Below are 22,910 nucleotides of genomic sequence, written 5' to 3' on the forward strand. Positions count from 1 at the left end.
GAATGCAATCATCTTCTGGACAACGTCATTAATAGTTGTAATTATTAATTTCATTTCCGATGGCTTCATTTAACCACTTAGCTTCGTCTGGTGTTAAAGCCCGTTTCCAATTCCCTATTTTGCCTTTATTAAACGTGGAGCTTTTAGAGGAAAAAATCTTACCACATATTTGTTCGAGTTCTTCAGTATTGACCTCAATTGAGATAAAATCCAAAATCTTTCTAACGGCTTGAATTTGGTCTTCCTGAGTTCCACCACCATTTGGGCCTATTAAATGCTCAAATTTAACACTCAAAACATTTGGTTGATTCATCCAATCTTGAAACTTTTTTAATACGTCAGGGAAAGGCTCAAGAACATGAGGTTTCCCAACAATCATAGCTTTGAGTTTATCTAATTTCGTATCGTATTGAGAGATAAAACGATGTGATTTTTGCGTCGTATCCATGTTTTGAATATAGTTGAGGTGGGAAAGCAGCACATCTCTTGGGTCTCTAACTAAATGAATAATCTTTACATCGTTGTTTAAGGCGGTGTCAACTATGGTGGCATCAAACTGCATATGCGCTAATAAAAACTGTCCTTTTTTTAATTTAGATATCACCTTTAATTTAGGTTCAATCGGACTTTGGGTTTCACTTTTCAAGGTTCTTTTACCTGAATGTCGCATAAGTGGTAGTTGAAAAAACAAACTCTCTAAAAGGTGCGTTCCTGATTTAGGTAAGGAATTTAAAACAACTTTAGGTCCTATGTTTCTACCTTTCAATTGTGACTTTTGAAGGCCATGAAAAAAAATCTCTTGGCGTTTCAAAACATAATATTTATACTTTTCAAAATTATTTTTTGCTTTCATACAAGCGGCTAGTGGTTAATAATAATAGGTACATGATTCCAAAAAACAAGATACCACGCTGTCTCCATATCACAGACTCAGACAAAAATAAGGCCATACTAATAACTATAAATGGTAAAAAGAGTTTTATTTCTATGCTCTTTTTAACTGCTACTCCTAACATTAATAAAAACAAGAGCAGTCCTAAAAGACCTAATTCTGTAAATACTTGGATGTATTGGTTATGGAAATTATAAGATTGAAACGCCAAAGGTGTGTTTAAATTTTTGTGTATCGCTGTTATTTCTTTTTGAGAACCACTGAGTCCAACACCAAATATTAATTCGGCTGGTGTGTCTATAATATCTCTAGACACTCGCATTTGTAATAGTCTGGCCTCTAAGCCCGTGTAAGCACGACCTTTCTCGAAAGATTCCGCTTTAAAAATCTCAGTAAAAGCGGTGTCAAACTCCGTAATAAATCTGTTTTTAACGGGATTCGCAAAATTAAATACTAGGATGAGTCCCATGAGTAAGACTGTGAAAATAGAAAGTTTTTGAATGCGGTTCTTTATTTTGAAAACCAACAAAAGAACCGCTAAAACAGCCGTTACTGAAATTATCATTTTAGAATTGAGCATCACCAGGAACGTCCCTAACATCAAAATTATGGGTAATTGTTTTTTTAAAGAGGCGCTACCAAGCATGCTCAGATTAAACAAGAAGAAGGTAGAAAATAGGTAAGATACATAGATGGCATTTAATTCTAAAGGCGCTACTAAATCATGATAAAACAAAAACCCTCGGAATTGATATTTGTGATATTTTGAAAAAGCTAACAGTGTTAATACCACTGCAAAACCACATAAAAACAATGAGTATTGGCGAAACAACTTTATGATGCTTTCCTTAGAAAGATTAGGCATACACATGCCTGCTATAGGAAAAAGAAACAAGGGCAATTGTCTTGAAATAGCATGTATGGTTTGCGGCTGATCCTGAGACCAAAATACCGTGATAAACGAATATAGTGCAAATAAAAGAAGAGGCATAAATCCCCTTTTTATTCTTAAGCTTTTTGTCTTATATCCCCAAAAAACGCAAAACACAACCCAAGTTCCAAAAGCAAAGCTTCCCCAGAAATAACCAAACGGAATCGCTATCAGTAGCAAAAGTGTCAACTTATAAAAATAGAATTCGTAAGATTTACTTTCTACTTTCATTATGACAATTAATTAAAAAATCCATATACGCTTTATTGATGGTTTCCCAATGATACTGATTCTCAATTTTAGAGGTGTTTCGTTTTACTTTATCTATGTGCTTATTTTTCTCAGTGGTTTTTATCAATTGAGAGACACTGTGCTCATCAGCAAAATAAAAGGCATCATTTTCTAGAATAGTCTTATTAAAAACATTGTCATGAGCTGCTATAAGCGCTCCAGATCCCATAGCTTCTAAAAGCGAGGGGTTGGTACCACCCACAGAATGACCATGGAAATACAGCAAGGAATGGTGTCTTAGATGGTTTAAAGTATTAAGGTCATAGATGGCGCCTAAAAACTGAATATTTGAATGATGAGCGAATTTTTCTTTTAAATAGTGTCCAAATTTGGTCGATTCCACATTGCCAATAACGCAAAAAGGCTTTTGTGATTTACTTTGCACAAAACCATCTAATATCATTTCAATATTGTTTTCTGGTTCCATACGTGCGATTAGTAAGTAATAGTCCTCCTTATTTAATTTATACGCAGATATGACGTCTTCATTTGAAGGGTTAAATACATTGGAGCCATAAGCAATATATTTAGCTTTAGACTGATAAGTAGATTCCAAATAATCTTTGATCCCTATAGAATCGGCGATGAGATAGTCACTACTCTTTATGGCTAAACGCTCTGCATATTTTAAAAATTTTTGTACACTTTTTGAATACTTACTTCGCTTCCATTCAAGACCGTCCATATTCGTCACAATAACGGCGCGTTTTGGCAGTGCCCATCCCCAAATAGAGTTGCTCGTATAACCTAACTGCAGCAACACATCATAGGTTCTTTTACGCGCATCTCTAATACAATTAAGATCATAAATAAATTGACCAATCGTTCCTATTTTTTCTTCAGGATCATAACAATGCACAATATTAACACCCTTAAATTTCGCTTCTTGATAGGGGTGACAATGGGAGTTATAAACATACACATCATGACCCGCAGCTTCTGCGTAAACTGCGAAAAACTCAGCAAATTGCTCAAAACCTCCGTGATGATTTGGTATGCCTCTTGTTCCTAAAATGCCTATCTTCATGATGCCCTAAACTTTTGGTACAATATCGTAATTTACGTCTAATTGAAATTCTTTCAGCAAAAGTTGTTTGGTCTTTAAATGGTCTTCATTGAAATACTTAAAAATAGCTTCATAAGTTTCTTGACTCAAACTCGGTTTAGTGCTATCCTCAAACATACTTTTTTTAAGTCGCTTTTTTACATTTTCAGGTAGGCGGTTACTGTACACCTTTAAATGAGATTTATACTGAATTAATTTTCTGTAAATCTTATTTTTTGGCATAAAAAACGTATTGTGCGCTTGGTGAATGTTAATATCTACATTGGTATCAACTTCTATGAAGTTCAAAATATCCTTTAATCCACTTTCTAGGTTAGAGAATAAATCCTCATATATCATGACTTTTACTTGAGACGGACCAAACATATCTAAATAACGTTTTACTTGATCATGATATAATCCTAATCCCACATACAAATGGGCATTTCCCCATGTGTAAGGCTGGTGTTTACAATCCTTTTCGAGTGCTTTTTTAAAGTCCATTTCCGCCTGTATTCCTGACCTAACATCCATCAAATAATGCGAAAAAGCCCTTTCTACAGGATTTCTCAAAACAATTAATATTTTAGCTTTAGGATTATCCTTGTAGATGTGAGCGGCCGCATTTTTATCCCAAAGGTAAGATGGTGAGGAGTCCAACAAAATGGGTTCTTTCTTCGCATCTTCGTACAAGCTTAGATAGGTATTGTAATTATTAATTACTTTACGATGGTAAAAATTTCCAGCCTTTGGCTCTTCATAAACAGAAGCTTTTTCAGCGGACACACTGGCATAATAGTTTGGCTCTTTCACATTGGGACAAAAGACTTCTTCGTGCTGTGATAAATAATGATATAATGAGGTAGTGCCTGCTTTGGCTGCTCCAACTATAAAAAAATTGGGTTTCATTTCGTCTGAAAATTTAAGCAATCATTTTTATGTGTTTTGATTTTAAGGGTTGCACATGATATGACAAGCCTATCATCAACCCTAGTAATAATGCCGGAATGGTTTCTACATTGTAAATTCCAGTAATCACTAGCGAAGAAAAAAACAAATACAAACCTAGACCAGAAATCGCTCTATTGAACAACTTACTTTCCTTAATTTTTGCTTTTTTGTAAATATAACTATAAAGGTAAGTAAGCCAAATTAACAATAATAAAAAACCAATAATTCCAGCCTTAAAAAAAATAAACACATAGCCATTATGTATATGTGGAATATATTGCATCCTCTCGTTTCCTAAGGGCGCTTCAAACCCTAAATTTATCATTGATCCTAGTCCCATTCCAGTAATATATGGCGTCACACTATCTTCTTTTGCTAAGGTGTCAAAAGCACTTTTTGCTTCATAGGCTCTCCAATTGTCCCAAAGGTCAGAAACATCATTCGTATTAATTTCAGAATTAAATATTTCGGAGGGTGCTATTTTGAGTTTATACAAAAACGATTCAAATCCAGTAGCTCCTCGCTTAATATCCATGAACTGTAGAGACACCATAAACGAAATTGATAGCACGAGCACCACTGCTAAATAGATGATCTGTTTTTGATTGGCTTTTGTAAACCCATAAAATGAAATCAAAAATAAAACCACTCCAATAAAAGTAGTGCGCGACAAATAAAAGATAATCGAGATAATTGCTATAATTAAATACGCTTTATTAAACCTCCTCGAGAATATTTGAAACTCAGGCCTTCTGAGATATGCGATAAAAAAAGCTAAACCGAAGGCTTCTATCATACTGTCTTTACCACCTATATATCGTATATAAGCCGTATCCCATTGACTTAAATTTGCATTCAGCACCACGTTTATGATATGAAATAAGCCTGCCAAAAAACAGTACCAAATTAAAGCCTGTATTAAAACTGTTTTATTAATGAAATGCTGCGCGAAATAAAACCCAAAAACAATGCCTAGGATTGGCTTTAAGATATAAACTAAATCTCTAACATAGTCATATGTTGAAGGATTGTGCAAAAAGGCAGAGAACACTGTCACTATCAATATTAACAATAAAGGTGCCACCGCAGATATGATTCTTGAGCTTACTTTCATCGATTTAATAAAAGAAAGAGATGCAACAACTGCTAAAACTGCTATTACTAAAAAATTAGTTTCAAGACTAAGTTTATTACTAAAGTACAGAACCAAAATCAAGAAAAAGCCTAAAATCTTGTCTTTAGATACGGTGAGTTTATATGGAGTCTCTATTGCGCTCAAATCTTTAATTCTTTTAGATTGATAAACGTATAAAAGCCTAATTTTCTTTTGATATAAAGAATGCTTAATCCATTAAAGATAATATTTGAAACCAAACTGGCTATGGCAGCTCCTAAAATTCCAAGATCTTGAATTAAAAAATAATTCAAAACCACATTAAATACAGCACTCACAAGCGTAAAGTTCCTTAACTGGTTTTGGTGTTTGGTCATATTTAACACTTGACCTACACTCCCAGAAAGCGCGTTAAATAATAACCCAAGCGCTATTACGATAAGTGTGATTTCACCTCGGTCAAATTCATTCCCAAAAAGTCGTAATAAAGGACCTCTAAACAATAGTAGTACCAAGACTATCGGCACGGTAATATAGGTAATTACTTTTGTCGCCTTTTGAACCTCCTTATAAATTTGACCAATCTTGTTGCTGTCATAAAGTTCGGCAATTCTTGGAGCTAAAACCGTATTAACAGCTGCTATAACAACCAAAGCAATGGTCGCTAATTTATAAGTCACATTGTAAATACCTAAATCTTCTTTACTTACCATTGCCCCTAGCATAAAAGTATCAGTCCAGTTCGAGATGAACAAAAAAGCAGAACTCATCATCATAGGTGTTGATAATTTTAATAGAGATGAGAAGCTAATGGTATTGGTTGAATTACACGGTATTTGAAGAATTTGAAAAAGTAAAATAACTCCTAAGATCCCAAAAGCACATAGATACCCTGCCATAATGTAAAAACTTGGAAGCTCTAAATAATAAATGATTAAAACAAATATAAGTATGAGCAAATTGGGAAGAAAATAGAAATAATTGCCATAACGTTTAAATTTATTTTGAACAGTTAAAAAACCCACAGTTGTCTTATGCAGAATAAACAAAAATGAGAAGTAGCTTATCAACAAAATATAGTTTGTAAACTGCTGATTCTTAAAAACTGTAACAGCCAACCAGTCTCGAAACAAAAATAGTAGTAAACTGCCTAAAAGTGATGAGACAACAATGATGATTAGAGACTTTTTAACAAAATCTGATTGGAAAGTTCCTTGGTTGAAGTGCCTTTTAGTGGCTCCTAATTTTATTATGGCCGTATCCAGACCTAAGCAAAAAAGCATACCAACAAAACTCATCACTATTTGACCTAGAGCTACCAATCCATAAGTTTCTGCTCCAAATAAATTAGTAATGGCAAGAACCCAAATGAAGCTTAAAGCAAGACCAAACGCTCTTCGTATAAAGACACTTCCAGAATTCAGTAACAATTTATCTAAACCCAAAGTCTGCAATAGATGACCTGTCCTTGTTACTAAATTAAACTTCATACTATGCTGCGTTTCTTACCAAAACCTATTTTTTCAAGAAATGATGACATCATGTTCAACAATTCTGTTTGAACTTGATTTAAAAAAATGTCATATCTATTTTATTCTCTAAAATGGATCTCGAATGAAACATAGGATCTTGATTCCCATTTTTATTCGTCTCTATCGTAAAATTCTCCTTGTTGAAGTTTATACTTTTATTAGGCGAAAAAAACTGGTAGAATAGACTATCGGGTATATTAATTTTATGGTCTCCATAACCTAAGTCAATACTACCAAATTTAATTGTTTGATTCCCTTCATTTCCAAGTTTGATAAATAATCGCGTTGGTAGAATTTTTTCAGGCAATTCAAAATTTACATTTTGAGCAGTTTTAGAACCTCTAATATCTTGATGAAGTGCATTTTTCTCGGTAAGTTTTTCAGAATCTGGTGTTAAATAATACAAAGAAATTTGATCATTGTTTTCAAAAGTACCATACATATTGAAGGTGAAGAAAGGTCCTTTTTTCTCAACTTCAGCAGTTTCCGATACAGGTTCATTTTTGGCTTTTGGTTCATCTTTACAGCCTAAGGCCGCCGTCAAAACCAACATAAACATCATTAGTCCTCTTCTCATATATATAAAAATTAAATAATTACACAATCATCCCAGCCGCAACCGTTTCATTAGTGGTATCATCGATTAAAATAATACTCCCTGTGGTTCTGTTCTCTCTATAAGAATCGACCATTAACGGTTTTGTGGTTCTGATTTTTACTTTTGAAATATCATTCATTTTCAGGTCCTTGTCCTCCGTGTTTCGATCTAAAGTCTCAATATTGATTTTGTATATCACTTCTTTGATCATGGCTTTCTGCTCATTACTAGTATGACGAATACTATACTTGGCTCTCGGTTTTGCTGGATCATTATGTAACCAGCACAACATCACTTCAATATCTTGAACAGGCTCAGGTTTATTATTAGATCGTACAATCATGTCACCACGACTTATATCAATATCATCTTCTAATGTCATAGACACAGACATTGGCGCATAGGCTTCAGATAATTGAGCGTCTAACGTATCTATGGATTTGATCTTTGAGGTAAATCCTGAAGGCATTACCATGACTTCATCACCTGTTCTAAAAACACCACTAGCCACGCGACCAGCATAACCTCTGTAATCTCTATGTGTTTCGTTCTGTGGACGCAAGACGGTTTGCACTGGAAACCGTGCATCTACTTTATTGATATCGCTACTAATGTGCATTGTTTCCAAAGTGTGTAGTAATGGAGCGCCTTGGTACCAAGTCATGTTTTCAGAACGATTCACAACGTTATCACCATTTAAAGCACTAATGGGAATAAAGCGAATATCCTGAACCAATAATTTGCTAGAAAACTCTTCAAATTGATTGATCACATTATTGTAGGCATCTTCTGAGTAGTCTACCAAATCCATTTTATTAATACACACAATCACATGTGGAATTTGCAACAATGAAGCGATGAATGAATGTCTTTTGGTTTGTTCAATCACACCATGTCTTGCATCTACTAAGATAATGGCAGCATTCGCTGTAGAAGCTCCTGTCACCATGTTTCTCGTATACTGAATATGTCCTGGCGTATCTGCAATAATGAATTTACGTTTTGGTGTTGTAAAATACCTGTAAGCCACATCAATGGTAATTCCTTGCTCTCGCTCATCTTTTAGTCCATCAGTAAACAAGGCGAGATCTACACCATCATGTCCCTTTTTTTTACTCGTATTTTCAATAGCTTGTAATTGGTCTTCAAAAATGGATTTTGAATCGTATAATAAACGACCTATTAAGGTACTCTTTCCATCATCTACACTTCCTGCAGTTGTAAAACGTAATAATTGATTGTTATCTAACATAAATAAAATTGTAAAATTGACATGCTATTCGAAAATTAGCAATACAAATTATAGGTTTTAATTAAAAATAGCCTTGGCGCTTTCGGTCTTCCATAGCGGATTCAGATCGTTTGTCGTCACTTCGATTACCACGTTCTGTTTGACGCATTCCTGAGACCTCATCAGCAATTTTTTCTAAGGTATCGGCATCAGATTCAATGCCTCCAGTAATGGTAATATCTCCAAGGGTTCTAAATCGAATCTTCTTAGTAACGATCTCTTCGTGGTCTTCCAATACTAAAAATTCAGAATTAGGAATCCAACTGTCTTGCCTCCAAACCACTTCACGTTCATGGGCAAAATACAAGGAAGGAATAGCTATATTTTCCCGTTTGATGTAGTTCCAAACATCCATTTCAGTCCAATTACTAATCGGAAATGCTCGAAAATGCTCACCTTCAAAATGCTTGCCGTTAAATATGTTCCAAAGCTCTGGTCTTTGGTTTTTAGGATCCCACTGTCCGAAATCATCTCGATGAGAAAAGAATCGTTCTTTAGCTCTTGCCTTTTCCTCATCACGTCTTCCGCCACCAATAGCACAATCAATTTTATTGGATTCAATCGCGTCCAATAATGTTGTGATTTGAAGCGCATTTCTCGTGGCATTTTTACCTTTTTCTTCAGCAACACGACCTTCATCAATGGATTCTTGAACAGAACCTACAATAAGTTGTACCCCTAAATCATTGATGATATCATCTCTAAACTTTATGGTTTCAGGGAAGTTGTGTCCTGTATCCACATGCATCAGTGGAAAAGGGATCTTTGCAGGATAAAATGCTTTTTTAGCTAAATGTGTCACAAGAATAGAGTCTTTTCCGCCTGAAAATAATATGACAGGATTATCAAACTGAGCCCAAACCTCTCGCAATACATATATGGCCTCACTCTCTAATTCATCTAAATAATTTAAATAATACTTACTCATTGGTGAGTTGTAATTTTGGTGTTATATAATTTACTATTCTTTTTACCGAATCCTCAATCGATTCGTTTTCGGTTTTCACTTCAATATCTGGTTGCTCTGGAGCCTCATATGGCGCCGAAATCCCAGTCATATTCTTTATCTCACCAGCTCTGGCCTTTTTGTAAAGTCCTTTAACGTCACGACGTTCGCATTCTTCGACGCTGGTATTCACATAAATCTCGACAAAGTTAACATCTTTAACGATAGTTCTAATATTCTCCCTGTCTTTTTTATAGGGTGACACAAACGCAGCTAATACCACAAGACCTGCATCAATCATCAGATTTGACACTTCAGCAATACGCCTTATATTTTCTGTGCGATCTTCTGGAGCGAAGGTGAGATCGTTATTGATTCCTTTTCTGATATTATCACCATCTAACGAATAGGTCTTTATGCCTTGTTCAAACAAGGCTTTTTCAACCAAATTGGCTATCGTTGATTTTCCAGATCCGGAAAGCCCTGTAAACCACAATAAAAACGCATTATGTTGATTGGATGCCATTCTATCCGCCTTTGAAATTTGATAGTGGTGTGGAATAATATGTTTTGACATGTTAGCTTTTTTTTCCAAAGAAAAAGGTTCTGATCTTACCTAGTGGCAGTTTCAACCATAATCTTTCGTGCAAATAATACAGTGCGAATTTCGTAAATAATTCTGTAAGGGCAATATATAATGCGATTTCATCAAAGGCATTTAAAACCGATCCTGAAATTAAAAACGTCATGGTTGTCGCTATGACACGCCAAGAAATTGTTTTTTGCAGTGTTTGTTTTTTAGTGACCTCCTTATTCAATAGAATTTTTTGCCAAATCCTTTCATGAATATAGTATACAACGAACTTAATTAAAAACTCGATAGATCCTATCTTTATGGCGCTTTCAATACTACACTCACCGGTTAAACAAGTAATCAGCAATACCACAAGAATGGTATCTGCAGTTGCGACAATTCGCCAGGAGATGCCTTTTAACAAGCTTCTTAAATGAGATTCTTTTTTGTAGGTGGACATGGTGAGTTAGTTCTTAGCAACAATAAACCATGGGTTTAATAAATTCTCTTTGTTATATAGCAGTGGTGCATTGGTTTCCTTAGATATAACCTCAATACCAACAGCGTTACAAATAGCCTGTCCTGCAGCCGTATCCCATTCCATAGTTGGCGCAAAACGCGGATAAATATCTGCCTTGCCTTCGGCCACCAGACAAAACTTAAGGGAGCTCCCTTTGGATACAATGTCTACTTCTTTACCCGATTTTTTTAAACCTTCAACAAAATCCAAAGTTTCTTGGCTCATGTGTGATCTACTACCGACGACTTCTACGTGACTGGATGGTTCCTTCGCCGTTAAAGGCTTGGCAAGCTCCAAAATGGTTTCTAAGGTCGTGTCGTGAGATTCTAGTTCCGCTTTAAAAGCTTGTTTCTGTACTACATCCGAAAAATATAAGGTCTTTGTAGCTGGAACATAAATAACCCCTAATTGTGGTACACCAGCATTTACCATGGCTATATTTACAGTAAACTCACCATTACGCTTAATAAACTCTTTAGTGCCATCTACAGGATCTACGATCCAGCAGGTATCCCAATCCTTTCTCTCAGAGTAATCAATTTGTTTGTTCTCTTCACTTATAATTTGAATTGGCGTTGGCTTTAAAAAAGAATTAATCACATCATTAGCTCTTTTGTCTGCCTCTGTTAGAGGCGATTTATCATCTTTGATTTCAACATCAAAAGCGGTATCATATACTTGCATGATGACAGCTCCAGCTTTTAGTGAGGCTTCAATGGCTATTTTTAAATTATTATCAAGTTTCATAGGGTTTTCATTGCTTTAACGTTCCATCCTCATTGGATGTTACATATGTAATTTGATATGCTTATCAATGGCTATTTTTAAACTATCTCTCCAATGCGGAATTTCCAAATGGAATTGTGTCTTTATTTTTTCCTTATCCATGACACTAAATGCAGGTCTTTTTGCAGGAGTGGGATAATTTTGGGATTTAATAGGTGTGACTTTAACAGGCTTCTTAGTTTCTTCAAAGATGGCCTTCGCAAAATCATACCAGCTGGCCACACCTTCATTACTGTAGTGATACACGCCAAATAATTGCGTGTTACTTTCAATGATTTTAAAAATAGTCTCCGCCAAATCCGCTGTATATGTTGGTGTTCCTATTTGATCAGCAACCAAACTCAACGCCTCTCTGGTTTCTGAAAGGCGCAACATGGTTTTCATGAAATTACTAGCATGTTCGGAGTAGAGCCAAGAGGTTCTGAGAATATAATAATTGTTCATCTGCTCCTGTAATTCCTCTTCTCCTTTTAATTTGGATAGGCCATAGATATTGATTGGGTTGGTAGAGTCAGACTCATTATACGCCTTCGACTTTTCTCCATCAAATACAAAATCTGTAGAAATGTGAATCAAAATCGTATCAGCCTTAGCACAAGCAACTGCTAAATTTTTCACACCTGTATGATTCACATTAAAGGCGTTTACTTGATCAGATTCTGCCTTGTCAACAGCCGTGTAGGCTGCACAATTAACGCAAAAATCAATGTTCTTACCAATGATACTGTCATTTACAGCAGCCGCATTGGTAATATCCAAATCATTTGAGTTTTTGAAAATTAAGTGTACGTTGGTGTGGTTTTCTTTAAGATCCTTTAAGCTTCTGGCTAGTTGTCCGTTAGCTCCAGTAACCAAAACATGTATCATAATTTTGCATTGACAAGTTTGGGCAAACTTACATCTTTTTTAGAAACAATAAGTTGATTTTGAGGTAATCTCCAATCTATATTTAGCGAAGGATCATCGTAAATAATACCGCCTTCTGACGCTTTATTATAAAAGTTATCACATTTATAGGCAAAAAGTGCCGTATCACTTAACACAATAAAGCCATGAGCAAATCCTCGAGGCACAAATAGTTGTCTTTTGTTGGCTTCGGAAAGTTCCACAGCGACATATTGGCCAAAGGTTTTAGAGCCGTCTCTAATGTCGACAGCAACATCCAATACAGTGCCTTTCACAACCCTAACGAGCTTAGCTTGAGCATGTGCTCCTAATTGATAGTGAAGGCCTCTTAGAACGCCTTTGGAAGAATAAGACTCATTGTCTTGAACAAATATCACTTCAAATCCAGCCAAGTCATTGAACGTTTTTTGATTGAAAGATTCAAAGAAATAACCTCTTTCATCTTCAAAAACCTTTGGTTCAATGATAAAACAATCTTTTATTGCTGTGTCAATTCTTTTCATGCTTAGCTTTCTAAAATACTAAGTAAATGTTTTCCGTAGCCACTTTTTATAAGAGGTTGTATCAAGTTGCTAAACTCCGTTTTATTAATATATCCCATTTTATAGGCCACCTCTTCAATAGCGCCAATTTTAAGTCCTTGACGCTCTTCAATGACTTGTACAAACTGTGATGCCTGCATGAGCGACTTAAATGTTCCGGTGTCTAACCAAGCTGTACCCTTATCAAGAACACTAACTTTTAACTTTCCTTGTTTTAAATAGGCCTTATTGACATCCGTAATTTCGAGTTCACCTCTATGACTCGGCTGGATGTTTTTTGCAATGTCTACGACGGAATTATCATAGAAATAAATACCTGGAACGGCATAATTAGATTTTGGCTTTTTAGGTTTTTCTTCGATAGAAATCACATTTCCTTCAGCATCAAATTCAGCAACACCATAGCGTTCAGGGTCGTGAACATGGTAAGCGTAAATAATGCCACCGTCAGGATCATTATTGGCCTGTAATAAGGTCTCTAACCCTGTTCCGTAAAAAATATTATCACCAAGAATCAATGCTACTTTATCATCCCCTATAAAATCAGCGCCTATAATAAATGCTTCGGCAAGACCATTAGGCGCTTCCTGAACGGCATATTCAAAACGGCATCCAAATTTTTTACCATCGCCTAATAACTGTTGAAATAAAGGTAAATCATGCGGAGTGGAAATAATCAAGATGTCTTTTATACCAGACCACATCAATGTAGATAGTGGATAGTAAATCATGGGTTTGTCATAAATTGGCATTAATTGCTTACTCACTGCCAATGTTAATGGGTGTAATCTCGTTCCTGATCCTCCTGCAAGTATGATTCCTTTCATCAAGTTTTCTAATTAATTATATTGTTTTTGGTAGTAGGATTGGTATTGACCACTGGTCACATGATCTAACCAAGTTCCATTGTCTAAGTACCAATCGATGGTTTTTTTTAAGCCTTCTTCAAAAGTTACTGATGGCTCCCAGCCTAATTCTGTTTTGATTTTGGAAGCGTCAATAGCATACCGTAAATCATGCCCTGGACGGTCCTTTACAAAGGTGATTAACTGTTCCGAAGTCCCTTCAGATCTACCAAGTTTGACATCCATTTGCTGGCATAATAGCTTTACTAAATCGATGTTCTTCCATTCATTAAAGCCACCAATATTATAAGTTTCTCCTTGCTTTCCTTTATGGAACACTAAGTCTATAGCTATTGCGTGATCTTTCACATATAGCCAATCACGTGTGTAATTACCGTCTCCGTATACTGGAAGCGCCTTATTGTTTATAATGTTATTTATAAAAAGTGGAATTAATTTTTCTGGAAACTGATTTTGTCCATAATTATTAGAGCAGTTGGTTATCACATAAGGCAAATTATAAGTTTCTCCATAAGCTCTTACAAAATGATCCGAGCTTGCCTTGGAGGCCGAATAGGGCGAGTTAGGATCGTAAGGCGTATGTTCTGTAAACAAGCCTGTGTCTCCTAGGGTTCCATACACCTCATCAGTACTAATATGATAAAACAATTTGCCATCATAGTTACCTCCTGAATGACTTTTGAAAGCGTTTAACAATACCATCGTACCGATCACATTTGTTTTTACAAACGCGAGCGGGTCTTTTATAGATCGATCAACATGAGACTCTGCCGCTAAATGGATCACACTATCAAAATTGTGTTCCTCAAATAGCGCTTCTATAAATGCTTCATCGGTGATATCACCTTTTATAAAGGAATAATTTGAAGCGTTTTCAACATCTTTCAAATTTTCTAGATTTCCTGCGTATGTAAGCGCATCAAGATTAAAAATTTGATAGTTGGAATACTTATTAACGAACAACCTTACAACATGTGAACCTATAAAACCAGCGCCTCCTGTAATTAAAACTTTTTTATTGTAATTCATAATTTTTTACAAAAGTGACCATTCTTCTCACTACGAAAATAACACATAAAATCAGGAAGGAAATAATTGGGAAAACTAAGGAATACTTTTTAAGAAAAGTATCGGAAACACTTCCTACCTCTTGAAAACCTGATACGGTATCATAAAACACGTCCTCTTCTATTTTTCGTTCTTCGAGAACTCTCATTTCACTTTTTATCTCCAATTGTTTATTCAGTAATTCAAATTCTTTTGTTTTTGATTTATCTGGTTGAACCGAAAAGCCTTCACTCAAACTTATCGTATTACTCTTAGCTTTAGATTCTTCTTCTAATACCCTAATATATACCTCTTGTAGTGAGTCTATAGAGCGCAAAGAAGATTGCAAACTTTTTTGTTGAATGTAAATTAAGGAGTCTCGCTTTTGCATCTTCTTTTCTGAATAGGTGTTTTTGAACGAGTCGTTTAATCCAGCTTCTAAACTTTTAAAGATATCTTTCTTTTGAGCCTCAACAGCAATTTCAAAGAAATCAGAAGAATAGATGTTTCTGTTTTCAATAAAGTCCTCATAGCTGATATCTTGAGCTCTGATGCTATCCAGGGATTTCAGATAGGTATCATATTGCTTTATTTTTTCATTTTCGCTTTCAGGACCTATTAAAATCTCAAATTTGTTAATTTTTTCCGCATCCTCTTGTGGTATTGTGAAAATTTCAGCTAGGGATTTAGGGTCATTGTTTTGTATGAGTGCGTTAAAATAATTGATGTTATTTACTAACTGATACTTTGAATCAAAATAAGGTTTCACAAACATGGAAGACTTATAGGTTGGTGTTCTCAGCTTTTCCAAAGTGTATCCTAATATACCCGAAACAATAATAACTATTGCAATAATTTTTATGTTATCAATAATCGCTTTTAGAATAAAAACTAATATTGAAATAATCGAAATAACAATCGATTTAAGAAAATTATAAAATTTAGAGAAAAACCCACCAATATAGTTCATCAGAACTATTAAGTCTACTTCTTCTTCTCTTTTAGTATCATTTGTATTTTCACTCATGATTTGTGTCTAATTAGTTGAATATTTGTTGTAAGATTTTACGTGTAATTAAATAGGTTGGTTTCACTCCTGAGGTTCCTAAGCCACCAGATGCTAGAGTACTCCCTGTTTCTAAAGGGTTGTCGCTAGCATAATAAGCATAACGAACTTTCACATTTGGGTTAATACTGCCTCTTACCTTTGAAGCTGCTTGAATGGCCTTTTGATAGTGTGCGCCCTCCATCTCTAGTCCTATGACATTCCACGTTGAATTATAAAAGAATTTCAATATTTCTTTATTTTGAAGTGAGGTACCTAATACCGTAATCATGGAGCCTTCATAGACGTCGACCCCTTGACCTTCTAGGTCGGATTTACTCAATTCATTCTCAAACGGATAGTTATCGGCTGTCCCTTCAAAAATATGGGCAGACGGAATCATAATGTCGCCTTTACCTCCTTCTAATATTCCTGCTTTCCCCATGATAGAGACAGACTCGACATTGAGATGTACTTTTTCGCCATCCACCTTTATAGGCTTTAGGAGCTCATCAATGGTCTCGTAGGCTTGTTCACCAAAAGCATAATCCATCACAAAGATTACAGGTTTTTCACCATCATTGAAATGACTTCCAACATCAATATCTGATTTTGAAAAATCAATTTGATTGGTGTCAAAAATTTGTACGTCAATATTGGTTCCTGAAGTGTCTTTGATGTAAATCATTCCTTTCTGCAACGCTTCATTGGAAATTTTATTGCGCAAGGTCTCATTTTCCTTTTGACTCAATGCTTCGTAAACTTCAAAAATGTCCTTCTTAGCCACCATACTTTTTAATGCCATTGGAGCAAACAATGAGTTCATAACGCTGTGCATGTTCGCACTAATGACATGAATTGGTCGGTGTAAAAGATTATGTTTATGTAATGTCGCTTTAATATGATCTGCCCAAATTTCGCCGTGGATATGGTGCCCAAGGCGTTCTCTCAAAACGGGACTAAAAGTGACCGTTCTTTTATTATTGTTGATGACTTCCTCAATGGCTAATTTACCTAGCCAATATATGATGTGAAGTAGTCGTTCTGGCTTTGCTTTGGTTGTAAACTGGCTATGCGCTCTGGTAAGTTCTTCAAACGTTCTTCCTAAAATATTCGCCGTATGTGTTATGGCTATTTCACGCTCTTGTTGGGTTAATTTCTTTTTAGTAAGTACAGCCTTTTCAAGCTTCACCCAATCTCTTGTGGTCGTTCCTTGTTCGTCAATTAAAACCCGTTTACTAATCTTATGGGACTCTACAAACAAAAAGGTGATATGTGTAAGAATATCATAAATTTCAGACCTTCCTCGCGTGACCTCGATATTCATTTGCTCATCATCAATACGATAACAATTTCGGCGTCTCTTTGGTGGGATGATGGGTTTGAAATGTGAGTTGCCGTAACCTTCATCACTTGTTAAATTTATAAAGGTGCATTCTTCAATACCTTCAGGAAGCCTATCGATAACATAGAGCAAGCCTTCAAGTTCTGCTTTTTCATCTGCAATTGATCCATAAATTTCAGGTCGCAAAAGTAAGAGTGACTCTCTAAGGGTTTCACCAGAAACTCCCATCGGTTTATAAAACCCACGATTAAACAAATGTCTCATCGTAATGTACATTCTTTCAATGGCATTCGAACTCTCTTGAGCTCTCGTTCTTTCATGATGTTTTTTTTGACTCATAGGCTTTGTTTAGCGAGCAAATATAACACTATTTAGTCAATTTTAAAGCGTGCAGTTGGTCGGCAATTTTTCTGTCATTAGAAAGTCTCGGAAGCTTATTCTGACCACCTAACTTCCCTATAGATTTCATGTAATCCTGGAACCCATTCTTTTGTATTTGAGTAATCTTTAAAGGCCTTAAAACCTTCCCAATTATAAGATCTTGATAATAACTATTCTGATTCTGAAGTGCTTTATCTATTGATTTTTCAAGTGCTTCTAGGTTACTTGGTTCTCCTTCAAATTCTATCAACCATTCATGGTAAGGCAATCCAGAATCTGGGTTGATTTGAGGTGCTACCGTGAACTCCGAAACGTTAGACGTGTACTCAGAAGTTGCTATTTGTAAAGCTTCTTCCACCTCCTTGCCAATAACATGCTCTCCAAATGCCGAAATGAAATGCTTTATTCTGCCAGAAACTACAATACGATAGGGCTTTAAGGAAGTAAACTGAATGGTATCGCCAATGTTGTAAGCCCAAAGACCTGCATTCGTGGAGATAATCATAACATAATTCACTCCAATTTCAACATCGGCAATGGTTATTCGTTTTGGGTTATCGTCAAAAAAAGTGGCTGCTTCAACAAACTCGTAGAACATTCCAGAGTTGAGCTGCAATAACATGCCTTTGTGAGCTTGTTTATCTTGAAACGCAAAAAACCCTTCACTAGCAGGATATAATTCGATGCTATCCACTTTTCTTCCGATGAGACTTTCAAATTTAGCACGATAGGGTTCATAATTGACACCGCCAAAAATGAATAAGTTGAAATTTTTAAAAACGTCACCTACTTTTTTTCCTGTCCTATTTTGAATCTTCTCAAAATACATTTGAACCCAAGATGGTATTCCAGAAATAACCGTCATATCCTCATTTAAGGTTTCATCAACAATAGCTTCAACCTTTGTTTCCCAATCTTCAATACAATTGGTTTCCCACGAAGGCATTCTGTTTTTTTGCAGGTATTTAGGTACATAATGTGCTACAATTCCAGACAATCGACCTAACTGTATCCCATTTTTTTCCTGCAATATGGGACTTCCTTGAAGAAATATCATTTTGCCGTTAACAAACTTGCTACGACCTGTTTCTGCGATGTACATTAAGATGGCATTACGGGCTGCTTCAACATGTGTTGGCATACTTTCTTTGGTAAGAGGAATATATTTTGCGCCCGAGGTAGTTCCGGAGGTTTTGGCGAAGTACAAGGGTTGTCCTTTCCAAAGGATATCCTTTTCGCCTGCGACAACTCTATCCACATACGGTTTTAAATCTTCATAATCTCGAATAGGTACGCGTTCTACAAAATCTGCATGGCTTATAATCGACTCAAAATCATGATCTTTTCCAAATACCGTATGACTGGCTTCTGATATCAAGTGCTTAAAAACAGAGGCTTGCGTTTCAACTGGGCTGTTAGACCATTTAGCAATAGATCTTCGAACATATTTAGCAAATAACTTGGCGAGTGTCGATTTGATTATTGACATTAGTTAAAATCTATAAAGTTTGTTGGGTTTACGGAGTAACCTCGTTTCCAAAGTTCAAAATGCAAATGTGGTCCAGTACTCAATTCTCCAGTGTTTCCTGCCATAGCGATGACCTCACCAGACTTTACCAAATCTCCTTGTTGCTTTGTAATTGAGGCATTATGTTTATAAACAGAGATGAGTTCATAACTATGTTCGATAATGACTACATATCCTGTCTCAGTCGTCCATTCAGCAAAAATTACGGTACCATCGGCTGTTGCCTTAACAGGCGTGTCCTTAGCAACGACAATATCGACTGCATAATGTTTTTCCTTGATATTATAACCTTCAGAAATGGTTCCGTTCACAGGAGGAAATAAGACAAAGTTTGAAGACGAAATTGTAGATTCAAACACGTTATATTTATCTTCCTTATCAACTAATTCTCTGAGCAAAGAGTCTTCCTTTGTAGGTTTTAGATCCAATGCCTGAGGATCTATAGTTGAGGCGTCTATGATTGAATCTCTATTAAATTCTACAGTAGACACATCACCAGTGAGCACTTTTTTTATAGAAGCGTAGTATTGTTCATTGAGGTCAATCACCTTCTGAAGTGAGTCTGTTTTATAATTTAATTCGGTGGCTTTCATCTTAAGTGCTGTCGAAGAATACCCAGGAATGTATTCTTTTAGAGATGTAAATGCAATCAAGAAGATGGTTCCAGAAATGAGTAAAATAGTTCCTAAGGAGACAATCACAAAGACATTCAATCGCGTTAGTTTAATCGCAAATCGTTCTTCAAAAGTGTCTTCATTAAGCACCACCAAACGGTACTTATGTAGTAGTTTTTTTTTGAATTTTTTTTCTTTAGGTTTTTGAGCCATCGTTCCACAAAATTAAATAAAATAAGGCCAAGTTCTATAAGGGTATCTTAAAGTTTGTGATTAAACGTTTAATTTGAAGTTTAATTATTAAATTTGCAGTTCAAAATTAAACATTATGATTGCAACAAGCATTTTTTTAGCTCTCGGAGCATGGCAAATTATTTTAATAGTCGTCGTTGTATTACTATTGTTTGGAGGAAAGAAAATTCCTGAACTTATGAGAGGTCTTGGTAGCGGTATCAAAGAATTTAAAGAAGCTAGCAAAGATGAAGATGATGCTTCAGTAAAAGACAAAAAAGAGTAATTATATGATATTCTAAATAAAAAAAGCCAACATTGATTGTTGGCTTTTTTTTTATTTAATTCTAATGGATTTTATAATCGATTCAAGCTCGAATACATATTTTCGTTTCGCAACCGAAGGCGCAAAAACATAGCCCTCAGCAATAATGTACCTATTGTTAACCTCGTCTTTTATGGCATAATTAACAAAAGGTCCTGACATAAAGGCATTTTTAACATCCCAAAGCCCCCTAGTTTCAAAGGTTGGTTTATTGTCTAAAATTGTTTCTGAAATAAATGGTGTAAACGCAGATTCTGTTGCCATATACGATCCTTCCAAAGGTCCCTCAATATGTATTTTTCCAACGGAATCCCGAACCCTTACCACATCTATCACCGTACTATCAGTATCTCTGATAGCGCTCAATGGCACTTCATAAAGCATAATATCAACGGTTCCGGTTTCAATATCGCGTCTTAACCAGAAAAAATCATCCTCCTGCTTTGCAATTCGATATGCTGAGGGAAAACGCATAGATAATCCTAATTGCTTGTTTATTGGGTCATCATTAAAAAGCGACTTAGATATACGACGTTGTTTTTCCTTGATTTCCTCTTTTTTAAAGGCATCAATAATTTTAGGTGCATTCGTTTTTATCTCATTAATGATCTCTTGGTTGGTTTGTCCAGAGACCACTACCATCGTTTGAGGTCTGGCAAATGCATCTGTAGCAATTTTAGTTCCCGCAGATTTCCCTTTTTCAATTTTTAATACCGTACGATTGTTTTTAGCAAAACCAGTAAATACTTGCGGTGGCATTTGGCTCATTGCAAATTGTGGCTCTTCAATAGATAATCCTTCAATTGGAGCTGCAAGAATATCTCTTATGGCTTCTCCAACTTCATCTTCCCACAACTGATTGTCTGCAACCACCACCAAGCTATTAATATTTCCTGATGATTTTGAAACATAACGTTGCTCCTTTTTATCGTTACATGCGTAAAGCAAGGCCACTATAAATACGATACTCCAAATATTCTTCATTGATTCTTGTTTTTGTGCTTATTTAGATACAATAAGCGTCATTCCTATTTTTAGTTTATTACCACTAATATCGTTCCATTCTCTTATATTTTGAACAGAAACACCAGGAAATTTTTGAGATATACTCCAAAGTGAGTCCCCTTTTTGCACGCGATATGTTGATTTCCCATCGGTATTTACCACCTTTTTTGGTGCACTGCTAACATTTTTTATGGCCGTTGTCACAGGTTTTCTTGGATAAATGGTTAATCGTTGTCCGATTCTCAGATTATTACTTCTCAGTCCATTCCATGTTTTGATTTGGCTCACTCTCACACCGTATTTCCTTGCAATCTTTCCGAGATAATCACCAGACCTAACTCGGTATCTGACCTTACTGTCGGCTTCAAAAAACTGCGGTAATGGTTTTTCTCGCTTTTTTAACTCTTCCTCAACATGAGCGTAAATTTGGGTCTCATTAGTAACAAACTTTCCAATCGCTTCTCTAGGCAACCTCAAGGTATAGTTTTCTCCTTCAATAAAGGGTATAATATCTAATTTATAGGAAGGGTTCAGAAACTGAAGTTGCTCCATTGGAACATCAACAAGCTCCGAAACCTGATCTAAAGAGATCATTTTCTTAACGTGAATCGTGTCGGTTTCAACATAGTGATAATTTGGACGTTCTTTTTTAAATCCGTGCTCTTCGGCATATTCAAAAATGTACATCGTCGCTAAAAAAGCAGGTAAGTATCCAGCGGTTTCACGTGGAAGATGCGGTCGAATATTCCAATAATTTTCATAACCTCCTGATCTTCTGATGGCTTTAGTCACATTTCCAGGACCCGAATTATAGGCTGCCAAAGCTAAATCCCAATCGCCAAATATTTTATACAATCTCGCCAAATATTTACTCGCGGCCACTGTAGATTTGATTGGGTCGCTACGCTCATCGACATAGCTACTCACATTCAATCCATATTCCTTACCAGTTCCAAACATAAACTGCCATAAACCAGTGGCTCCAACGCGCGATTTCGCTCTAGGTTTTAATGCAGATTCTACGATCGCTAAATATTTTACTTCTAATGGAATATCATGATTATCTAAAGATTCTTCAAAAAGTGGGAAATAATAATCGCTTAAAGACATGAGTCTCGACAAGGAATGACGACGGTGTTTTAAATACGATTTTATGACACTTTCTAATGAAGGATTATAGGCAATATTGAATGGTGTTTTAGCATTCAAGCGATTCAGTCTGGCGATTAAAGTATCGGTCGTTAATTCAGGATAATCAACAGGGTCGTATTTTAGTTCAGTTACCGACTCATAAATACTATCAAATAAGACATTGCTGTAAAGTTCTTCAAGCCATCTTTCATCCATTTCAGAGGCTAACTTATGATCCTCTAAATTTTTAATTTTTGAGGAATCAATAACAGGCTTAATATTAAGGTGCTTTTTGAAATAGGTTTTATCGTCAATAATAGTATCGACAACGTAGGTCTCTCCTTCAACAAATTCAGATTCTGTAATGCGCTTTGTTTCGGTCGACTTCGGAATGGAGTCCTGACCAAAATTTAAATAGCCACACAACAGAGCGCTGAGAGTTAAAGTAATTAGCTTTGGTTTCATTGATTACA

At 35.7% G+C, this 22,910-nt stretch carries 23 protein-coding genes; 1 reads left to right on the top strand and 22 read right to left on the bottom strand.

The genetic code is table 11. The features are described from left to right. Positions 1-28 precede the first annotated feature (28 nt). The 20 genes from ACU8DI_RS03660 to ACU8DI_RS03755 all read right to left on the bottom strand — a co-directional run bounded on the left by ACU8DI_RS03660 (position 29) and on the right by ACU8DI_RS03755 (position 19,958). Complete coding sequence (locus ACU8DI_RS03660; RefSeq protein WP_447111380.1) at positions 29-853, bottom strand: sulfotransferase domain-containing protein; 825 nt, start codon at positions 851-853, stop codon at positions 29-31. Beyond that, positions 837-1,883: an O-antigen ligase family protein gene (locus tag ACU8DI_RS03665; protein ID WP_447111381.1), complete on the bottom strand. Its 1,047-nt coding sequence runs from the start codon at positions 1,881-1,883 to the stop codon at positions 837-839. The genes ACU8DI_RS03660 and ACU8DI_RS03665 overlap by 17 nt, the downstream gene beginning before the upstream one ends. 154 nt (positions 1,884-2,037) lie before the next feature. Continuing rightward, positions 2,038-3,141: a DUF1972 domain-containing protein gene (locus ACU8DI_RS03670; RefSeq protein WP_447111382.1), complete on the bottom strand. Its 1,104-nt coding sequence runs from the start codon at positions 3,139-3,141 to the stop codon at positions 2,038-2,040. A gap of 6 nt (positions 3,142-3,147) precedes the next feature. Beyond that, on the bottom strand, positions 3,148-4,068 hold the full coding sequence (locus ACU8DI_RS03675) for a sulfotransferase family protein (protein WP_447111383.1): 921 nt from the start codon (positions 4,066-4,068) through the stop codon (positions 3,148-3,150). Between the two features lie 13 nt (positions 4,069-4,081). Then, positions 4,082-5,224 carry an O-antigen ligase family protein gene (locus tag ACU8DI_RS03680; RefSeq protein WP_447111384.1) on the bottom strand — a complete coding sequence of 381 codons (1,143 nt, stop codon included), beginning with the start codon at positions 5,222-5,224 and terminating at the stop codon, positions 4,082-4,084. A 161-nt stretch (positions 5,225-5,385) separates the two neighbouring features. Beyond that, positions 5,386-6,714: a flippase gene (locus ACU8DI_RS03685; protein ID WP_447111385.1), complete on the bottom strand. Its 1,329-nt coding sequence runs from the start codon at positions 6,712-6,714 to the stop codon at positions 5,386-5,388. 79 nt (positions 6,715-6,793) lie between these two features. Continuing rightward, entirely contained in the window at positions 6,794-7,333 is a 540-nt protein-coding gene (locus ACU8DI_RS03690; RefSeq protein WP_447111386.1) for a hypothetical protein, read from the bottom strand. A gap of 19 nt (positions 7,334-7,352) precedes the next feature. Further along, entirely contained in the window at positions 7,353-8,606 is a 1,254-nt protein-coding gene (gene cysN, locus ACU8DI_RS03695; RefSeq protein ID WP_447111387.1) for a sulfate adenylyltransferase subunit CysN, read from the bottom strand. A gap of 61 nt (positions 8,607-8,667) precedes the next feature. After that, the gene (cysD, locus tag ACU8DI_RS03700; protein ID WP_447111388.1) at positions 8,668-9,573 is read right to left on the bottom strand and encodes a sulfate adenylyltransferase subunit CysD; all 906 of its coding nucleotides are present in this window, start codon (positions 9,571-9,573) and stop codon (positions 8,668-8,670) included. Beyond that, complete coding sequence (gene cysC, locus ACU8DI_RS03705; protein ID WP_447111389.1) at positions 9,566-10,168, bottom strand: adenylyl-sulfate kinase; 603 nt, start codon at positions 10,166-10,168, stop codon at positions 9,566-9,568. Before cysC ends, cysD begins: the two co-directional genes overlap by 8 nt. 1 nt (position 10,169) lies before the next feature. Then, entirely contained in the window at positions 10,170-10,625 is a 456-nt protein-coding gene (locus ACU8DI_RS03710; RefSeq protein ID WP_447111390.1) for a DUF2061 domain-containing protein, read from the bottom strand. Positions 10,626-10,631: 6 nt separating this feature from the next. Next, positions 10,632-11,432: a 3'(2'),5'-bisphosphate nucleotidase CysQ gene (cysQ, locus tag ACU8DI_RS03715; RefSeq protein ID WP_447111391.1), complete on the bottom strand. Its 801-nt coding sequence runs from the start codon at positions 11,430-11,432 to the stop codon at positions 10,632-10,634. Between the two features lie 39 nt (positions 11,433-11,471). Beyond that, positions 11,472-12,338 carry a dTDP-4-dehydrorhamnose reductase gene (gene rfbD / locus ACU8DI_RS03720; protein ID WP_447111392.1) on the bottom strand — a complete coding sequence of 289 codons (867 nt, stop codon included), beginning with the start codon at positions 12,336-12,338 and terminating at the stop codon, positions 11,472-11,474. Further along, entirely contained in the window at positions 12,335-12,880 is a 546-nt protein-coding gene (gene rfbC, locus ACU8DI_RS03725; RefSeq protein WP_447111393.1) for a dTDP-4-dehydrorhamnose 3,5-epimerase, read from the bottom strand. The genes rfbD and rfbC overlap by 4 nt, the downstream gene beginning before the upstream one ends. 2 nt (positions 12,881-12,882) lie before the next feature. After that, the gene (gene rfbA / locus ACU8DI_RS03730; protein WP_447111394.1) at positions 12,883-13,746 is read right to left on the bottom strand and encodes a glucose-1-phosphate thymidylyltransferase RfbA; all 864 of its coding nucleotides are present in this window, start codon (positions 13,744-13,746) and stop codon (positions 12,883-12,885) included. Positions 13,747-13,758: 12 nt separating this feature from the next. After that, positions 13,759-14,814 carry a dTDP-glucose 4,6-dehydratase gene (gene rfbB / locus ACU8DI_RS03735; RefSeq protein ID WP_447111395.1) on the bottom strand — a complete coding sequence of 352 codons (1,056 nt, stop codon included), beginning with the start codon at positions 14,812-14,814 and terminating at the stop codon, positions 13,759-13,761. Next, entirely contained in the window at positions 14,801-15,859 is a 1,059-nt protein-coding gene (locus ACU8DI_RS03740; RefSeq protein ID WP_447111396.1) for a hypothetical protein, read from the bottom strand. The genes rfbB and ACU8DI_RS03740 overlap by 14 nt, the downstream gene beginning before the upstream one ends. 13 nt (positions 15,860-15,872) lie before the next feature. Beyond that, complete coding sequence (locus tag ACU8DI_RS03745; protein WP_447111397.1) at positions 15,873-17,561, bottom strand: DUF6909 family protein; 1,689 nt, start codon at positions 17,559-17,561, stop codon at positions 15,873-15,875. 28 nt (positions 17,562-17,589) lie between these two features. Beyond that, entirely contained in the window at positions 17,590-19,092 is a 1,503-nt protein-coding gene (locus ACU8DI_RS03750; protein WP_447111398.1) for a GH3 auxin-responsive promoter family protein, read from the bottom strand. After that, positions 19,092-19,958, bottom strand: a complete 867-nt coding sequence (locus ACU8DI_RS03755) for a M23 family metallopeptidase (protein WP_447111399.1) — start codon at positions 19,956-19,958, stop codon at positions 19,092-19,094. The genes ACU8DI_RS03750 and ACU8DI_RS03755 overlap by 1 nt, the downstream gene beginning before the upstream one ends. Positions 19,959-20,073: 115 nt before the next feature. Here ACU8DI_RS03755 and tatA point away from each other — a divergent pair, with 115 nt between their 5' ends. Beyond that, positions 20,074-20,262: a twin-arginine translocase TatA/TatE family subunit gene (gene tatA / locus ACU8DI_RS03760; protein WP_447111400.1), complete on the top strand. Its 189-nt coding sequence runs from the start codon at positions 20,074-20,076 to the stop codon at positions 20,260-20,262. 51 nt (positions 20,263-20,313) lie between these two features. On the opposite strand, the gene ACU8DI_RS03765 is transcribed toward tatA, so the two are convergent. After that, complete coding sequence (locus ACU8DI_RS03765) at positions 20,314-21,285, bottom strand: DUF4837 family protein (RefSeq protein WP_447111401.1); 972 nt, start codon at positions 21,283-21,285, stop codon at positions 20,314-20,316. An 18-nt stretch (positions 21,286-21,303) separates the two neighbouring features. Then, positions 21,304-22,902, bottom strand: coding sequence for a LysM peptidoglycan-binding domain-containing protein (locus tag ACU8DI_RS03770; protein WP_447111402.1), 1,599 nt, complete (start codon positions 22,900-22,902; stop codon positions 21,304-21,306). Between the last annotated feature and the right edge of the window lie 8 nt (positions 22,903-22,910).

It is taken from the genome of Psychroserpens sp. BH13MA-6 (assembly GCF_052983595.1).

What these genes read in the sequence shown, in the direction of transcription:
- ACU8DI_RS03660 (WP_447111380.1), bottom strand. Translation starts at nt 853, where the DNA reads ATGAAAGCAAAAAATAATTTTGAAAAGTATAAATATTATGTTTTGAAA.
- ACU8DI_RS03665 (WP_447111381.1), bottom strand. Translation starts at nt 1,883, where the DNA reads ATGCCTCTTCTTTTATTTGCACTATATTCGTTTATCACGGTATTTTGG.
- ACU8DI_RS03670 (WP_447111382.1), bottom strand. Translation starts at nt 3,141, where the DNA reads ATGAAGATAGGCATTTTAGGAACAAGAGGCATACCAAATCATCACGGA.
- ACU8DI_RS03675 (WP_447111383.1), bottom strand. Translation starts at nt 4,068, where the DNA reads ATGAAACCCAATTTTTTTATAGTTGGAGCAGCCAAAGCAGGCACTACC.
- ACU8DI_RS03680 (WP_447111384.1), bottom strand. Translation starts at nt 5,224, where the DNA reads ATGAAAGTAAGCTCAAGAATCATATCTGCGGTGGCACCTTTATTGTTA.
- ACU8DI_RS03685 (WP_447111385.1), bottom strand. Translation starts at nt 6,714, where the DNA reads ATGAAGTTTAATTTAGTAACAAGGACAGGTCATCTATTGCAGACTTTG.
- ACU8DI_RS03690 (WP_447111386.1), bottom strand. Translation starts at nt 7,333, where the DNA reads ATGAGAAGAGGACTAATGATGTTTATGTTGGTTTTGACGGCGGCCTTA.
- cysN (WP_447111387.1), bottom strand. Translation starts at nt 8,606, where the DNA reads ATGTTAGATAACAATCAATTATTACGTTTTACAACTGCAGGAAGTGTA.
- cysD (WP_447111388.1), bottom strand. Translation starts at nt 9,573, where the DNA reads ATGAGTAAGTATTATTTAAATTATTTAGATGAATTAGAGAGTGAGGCC.
- cysC (WP_447111389.1), bottom strand. Translation starts at nt 10,168, where the DNA reads ATGTCAAAACATATTATTCCACACCACTATCAAATTTCAAAGGCGGAT.
- ACU8DI_RS03710 (WP_447111390.1), bottom strand. Translation starts at nt 10,625, where the DNA reads ATGTCCACCTACAAAAAAGAATCTCATTTAAGAAGCTTGTTAAAAGGC.
- cysQ (WP_447111391.1), bottom strand. Translation starts at nt 11,432, where the DNA reads ATGAAACTTGATAATAATTTAAAAATAGCCATTGAAGCCTCACTAAAA.
- rfbD (WP_447111392.1), bottom strand. Translation starts at nt 12,338, where the DNA reads ATGATACATGTTTTGGTTACTGGAGCTAACGGACAACTAGCCAGAAGC.
- rfbC (WP_447111393.1), bottom strand. Translation starts at nt 12,880, where the DNA reads ATGAAAAGAATTGACACAGCAATAAAAGATTGTTTTATCATTGAACCA.
- rfbA (WP_447111394.1), bottom strand. Translation starts at nt 13,746, where the DNA reads ATGAAAGGAATCATACTTGCAGGAGGATCAGGAACGAGATTACACCCA.
- rfbB (WP_447111395.1), bottom strand. Translation starts at nt 14,814, where the DNA reads ATGAATTACAATAAAAAAGTTTTAATTACAGGAGGCGCTGGTTTTATA.
- ACU8DI_RS03740 (WP_447111396.1), bottom strand. Translation starts at nt 15,859, where the DNA reads ATGAGTGAAAATACAAATGATACTAAAAGAGAAGAAGAAGTAGACTTA.
- ACU8DI_RS03745 (WP_447111397.1), bottom strand. Translation starts at nt 17,561, where the DNA reads ATGAGTCAAAAAAAACATCATGAAAGAACGAGAGCTCAAGAGAGTTCG.
- ACU8DI_RS03750 (WP_447111398.1), bottom strand. Translation starts at nt 19,092, where the DNA reads ATGTCAATAATCAAATCGACACTCGCCAAGTTATTTGCTAAATATGTT.
- ACU8DI_RS03755 (WP_447111399.1), bottom strand. Translation starts at nt 19,958, where the DNA reads ATGGCTCAAAAACCTAAAGAAAAAAAATTCAAAAAAAAACTACTACAT.
- tatA (WP_447111400.1), top strand. Translation starts at nt 20,074, where the DNA reads ATGATTGCAACAAGCATTTTTTTAGCTCTCGGAGCATGGCAAATTATT.
- ACU8DI_RS03765 (WP_447111401.1), bottom strand. Translation starts at nt 21,285, where the DNA reads ATGAAGAATATTTGGAGTATCGTATTTATAGTGGCCTTGCTTTACGCA.
- ACU8DI_RS03770 (WP_447111402.1), bottom strand. Translation starts at nt 22,902, where the DNA reads ATGAAACCAAAGCTAATTACTTTAACTCTCAGCGCTCTGTTGTGTGGC.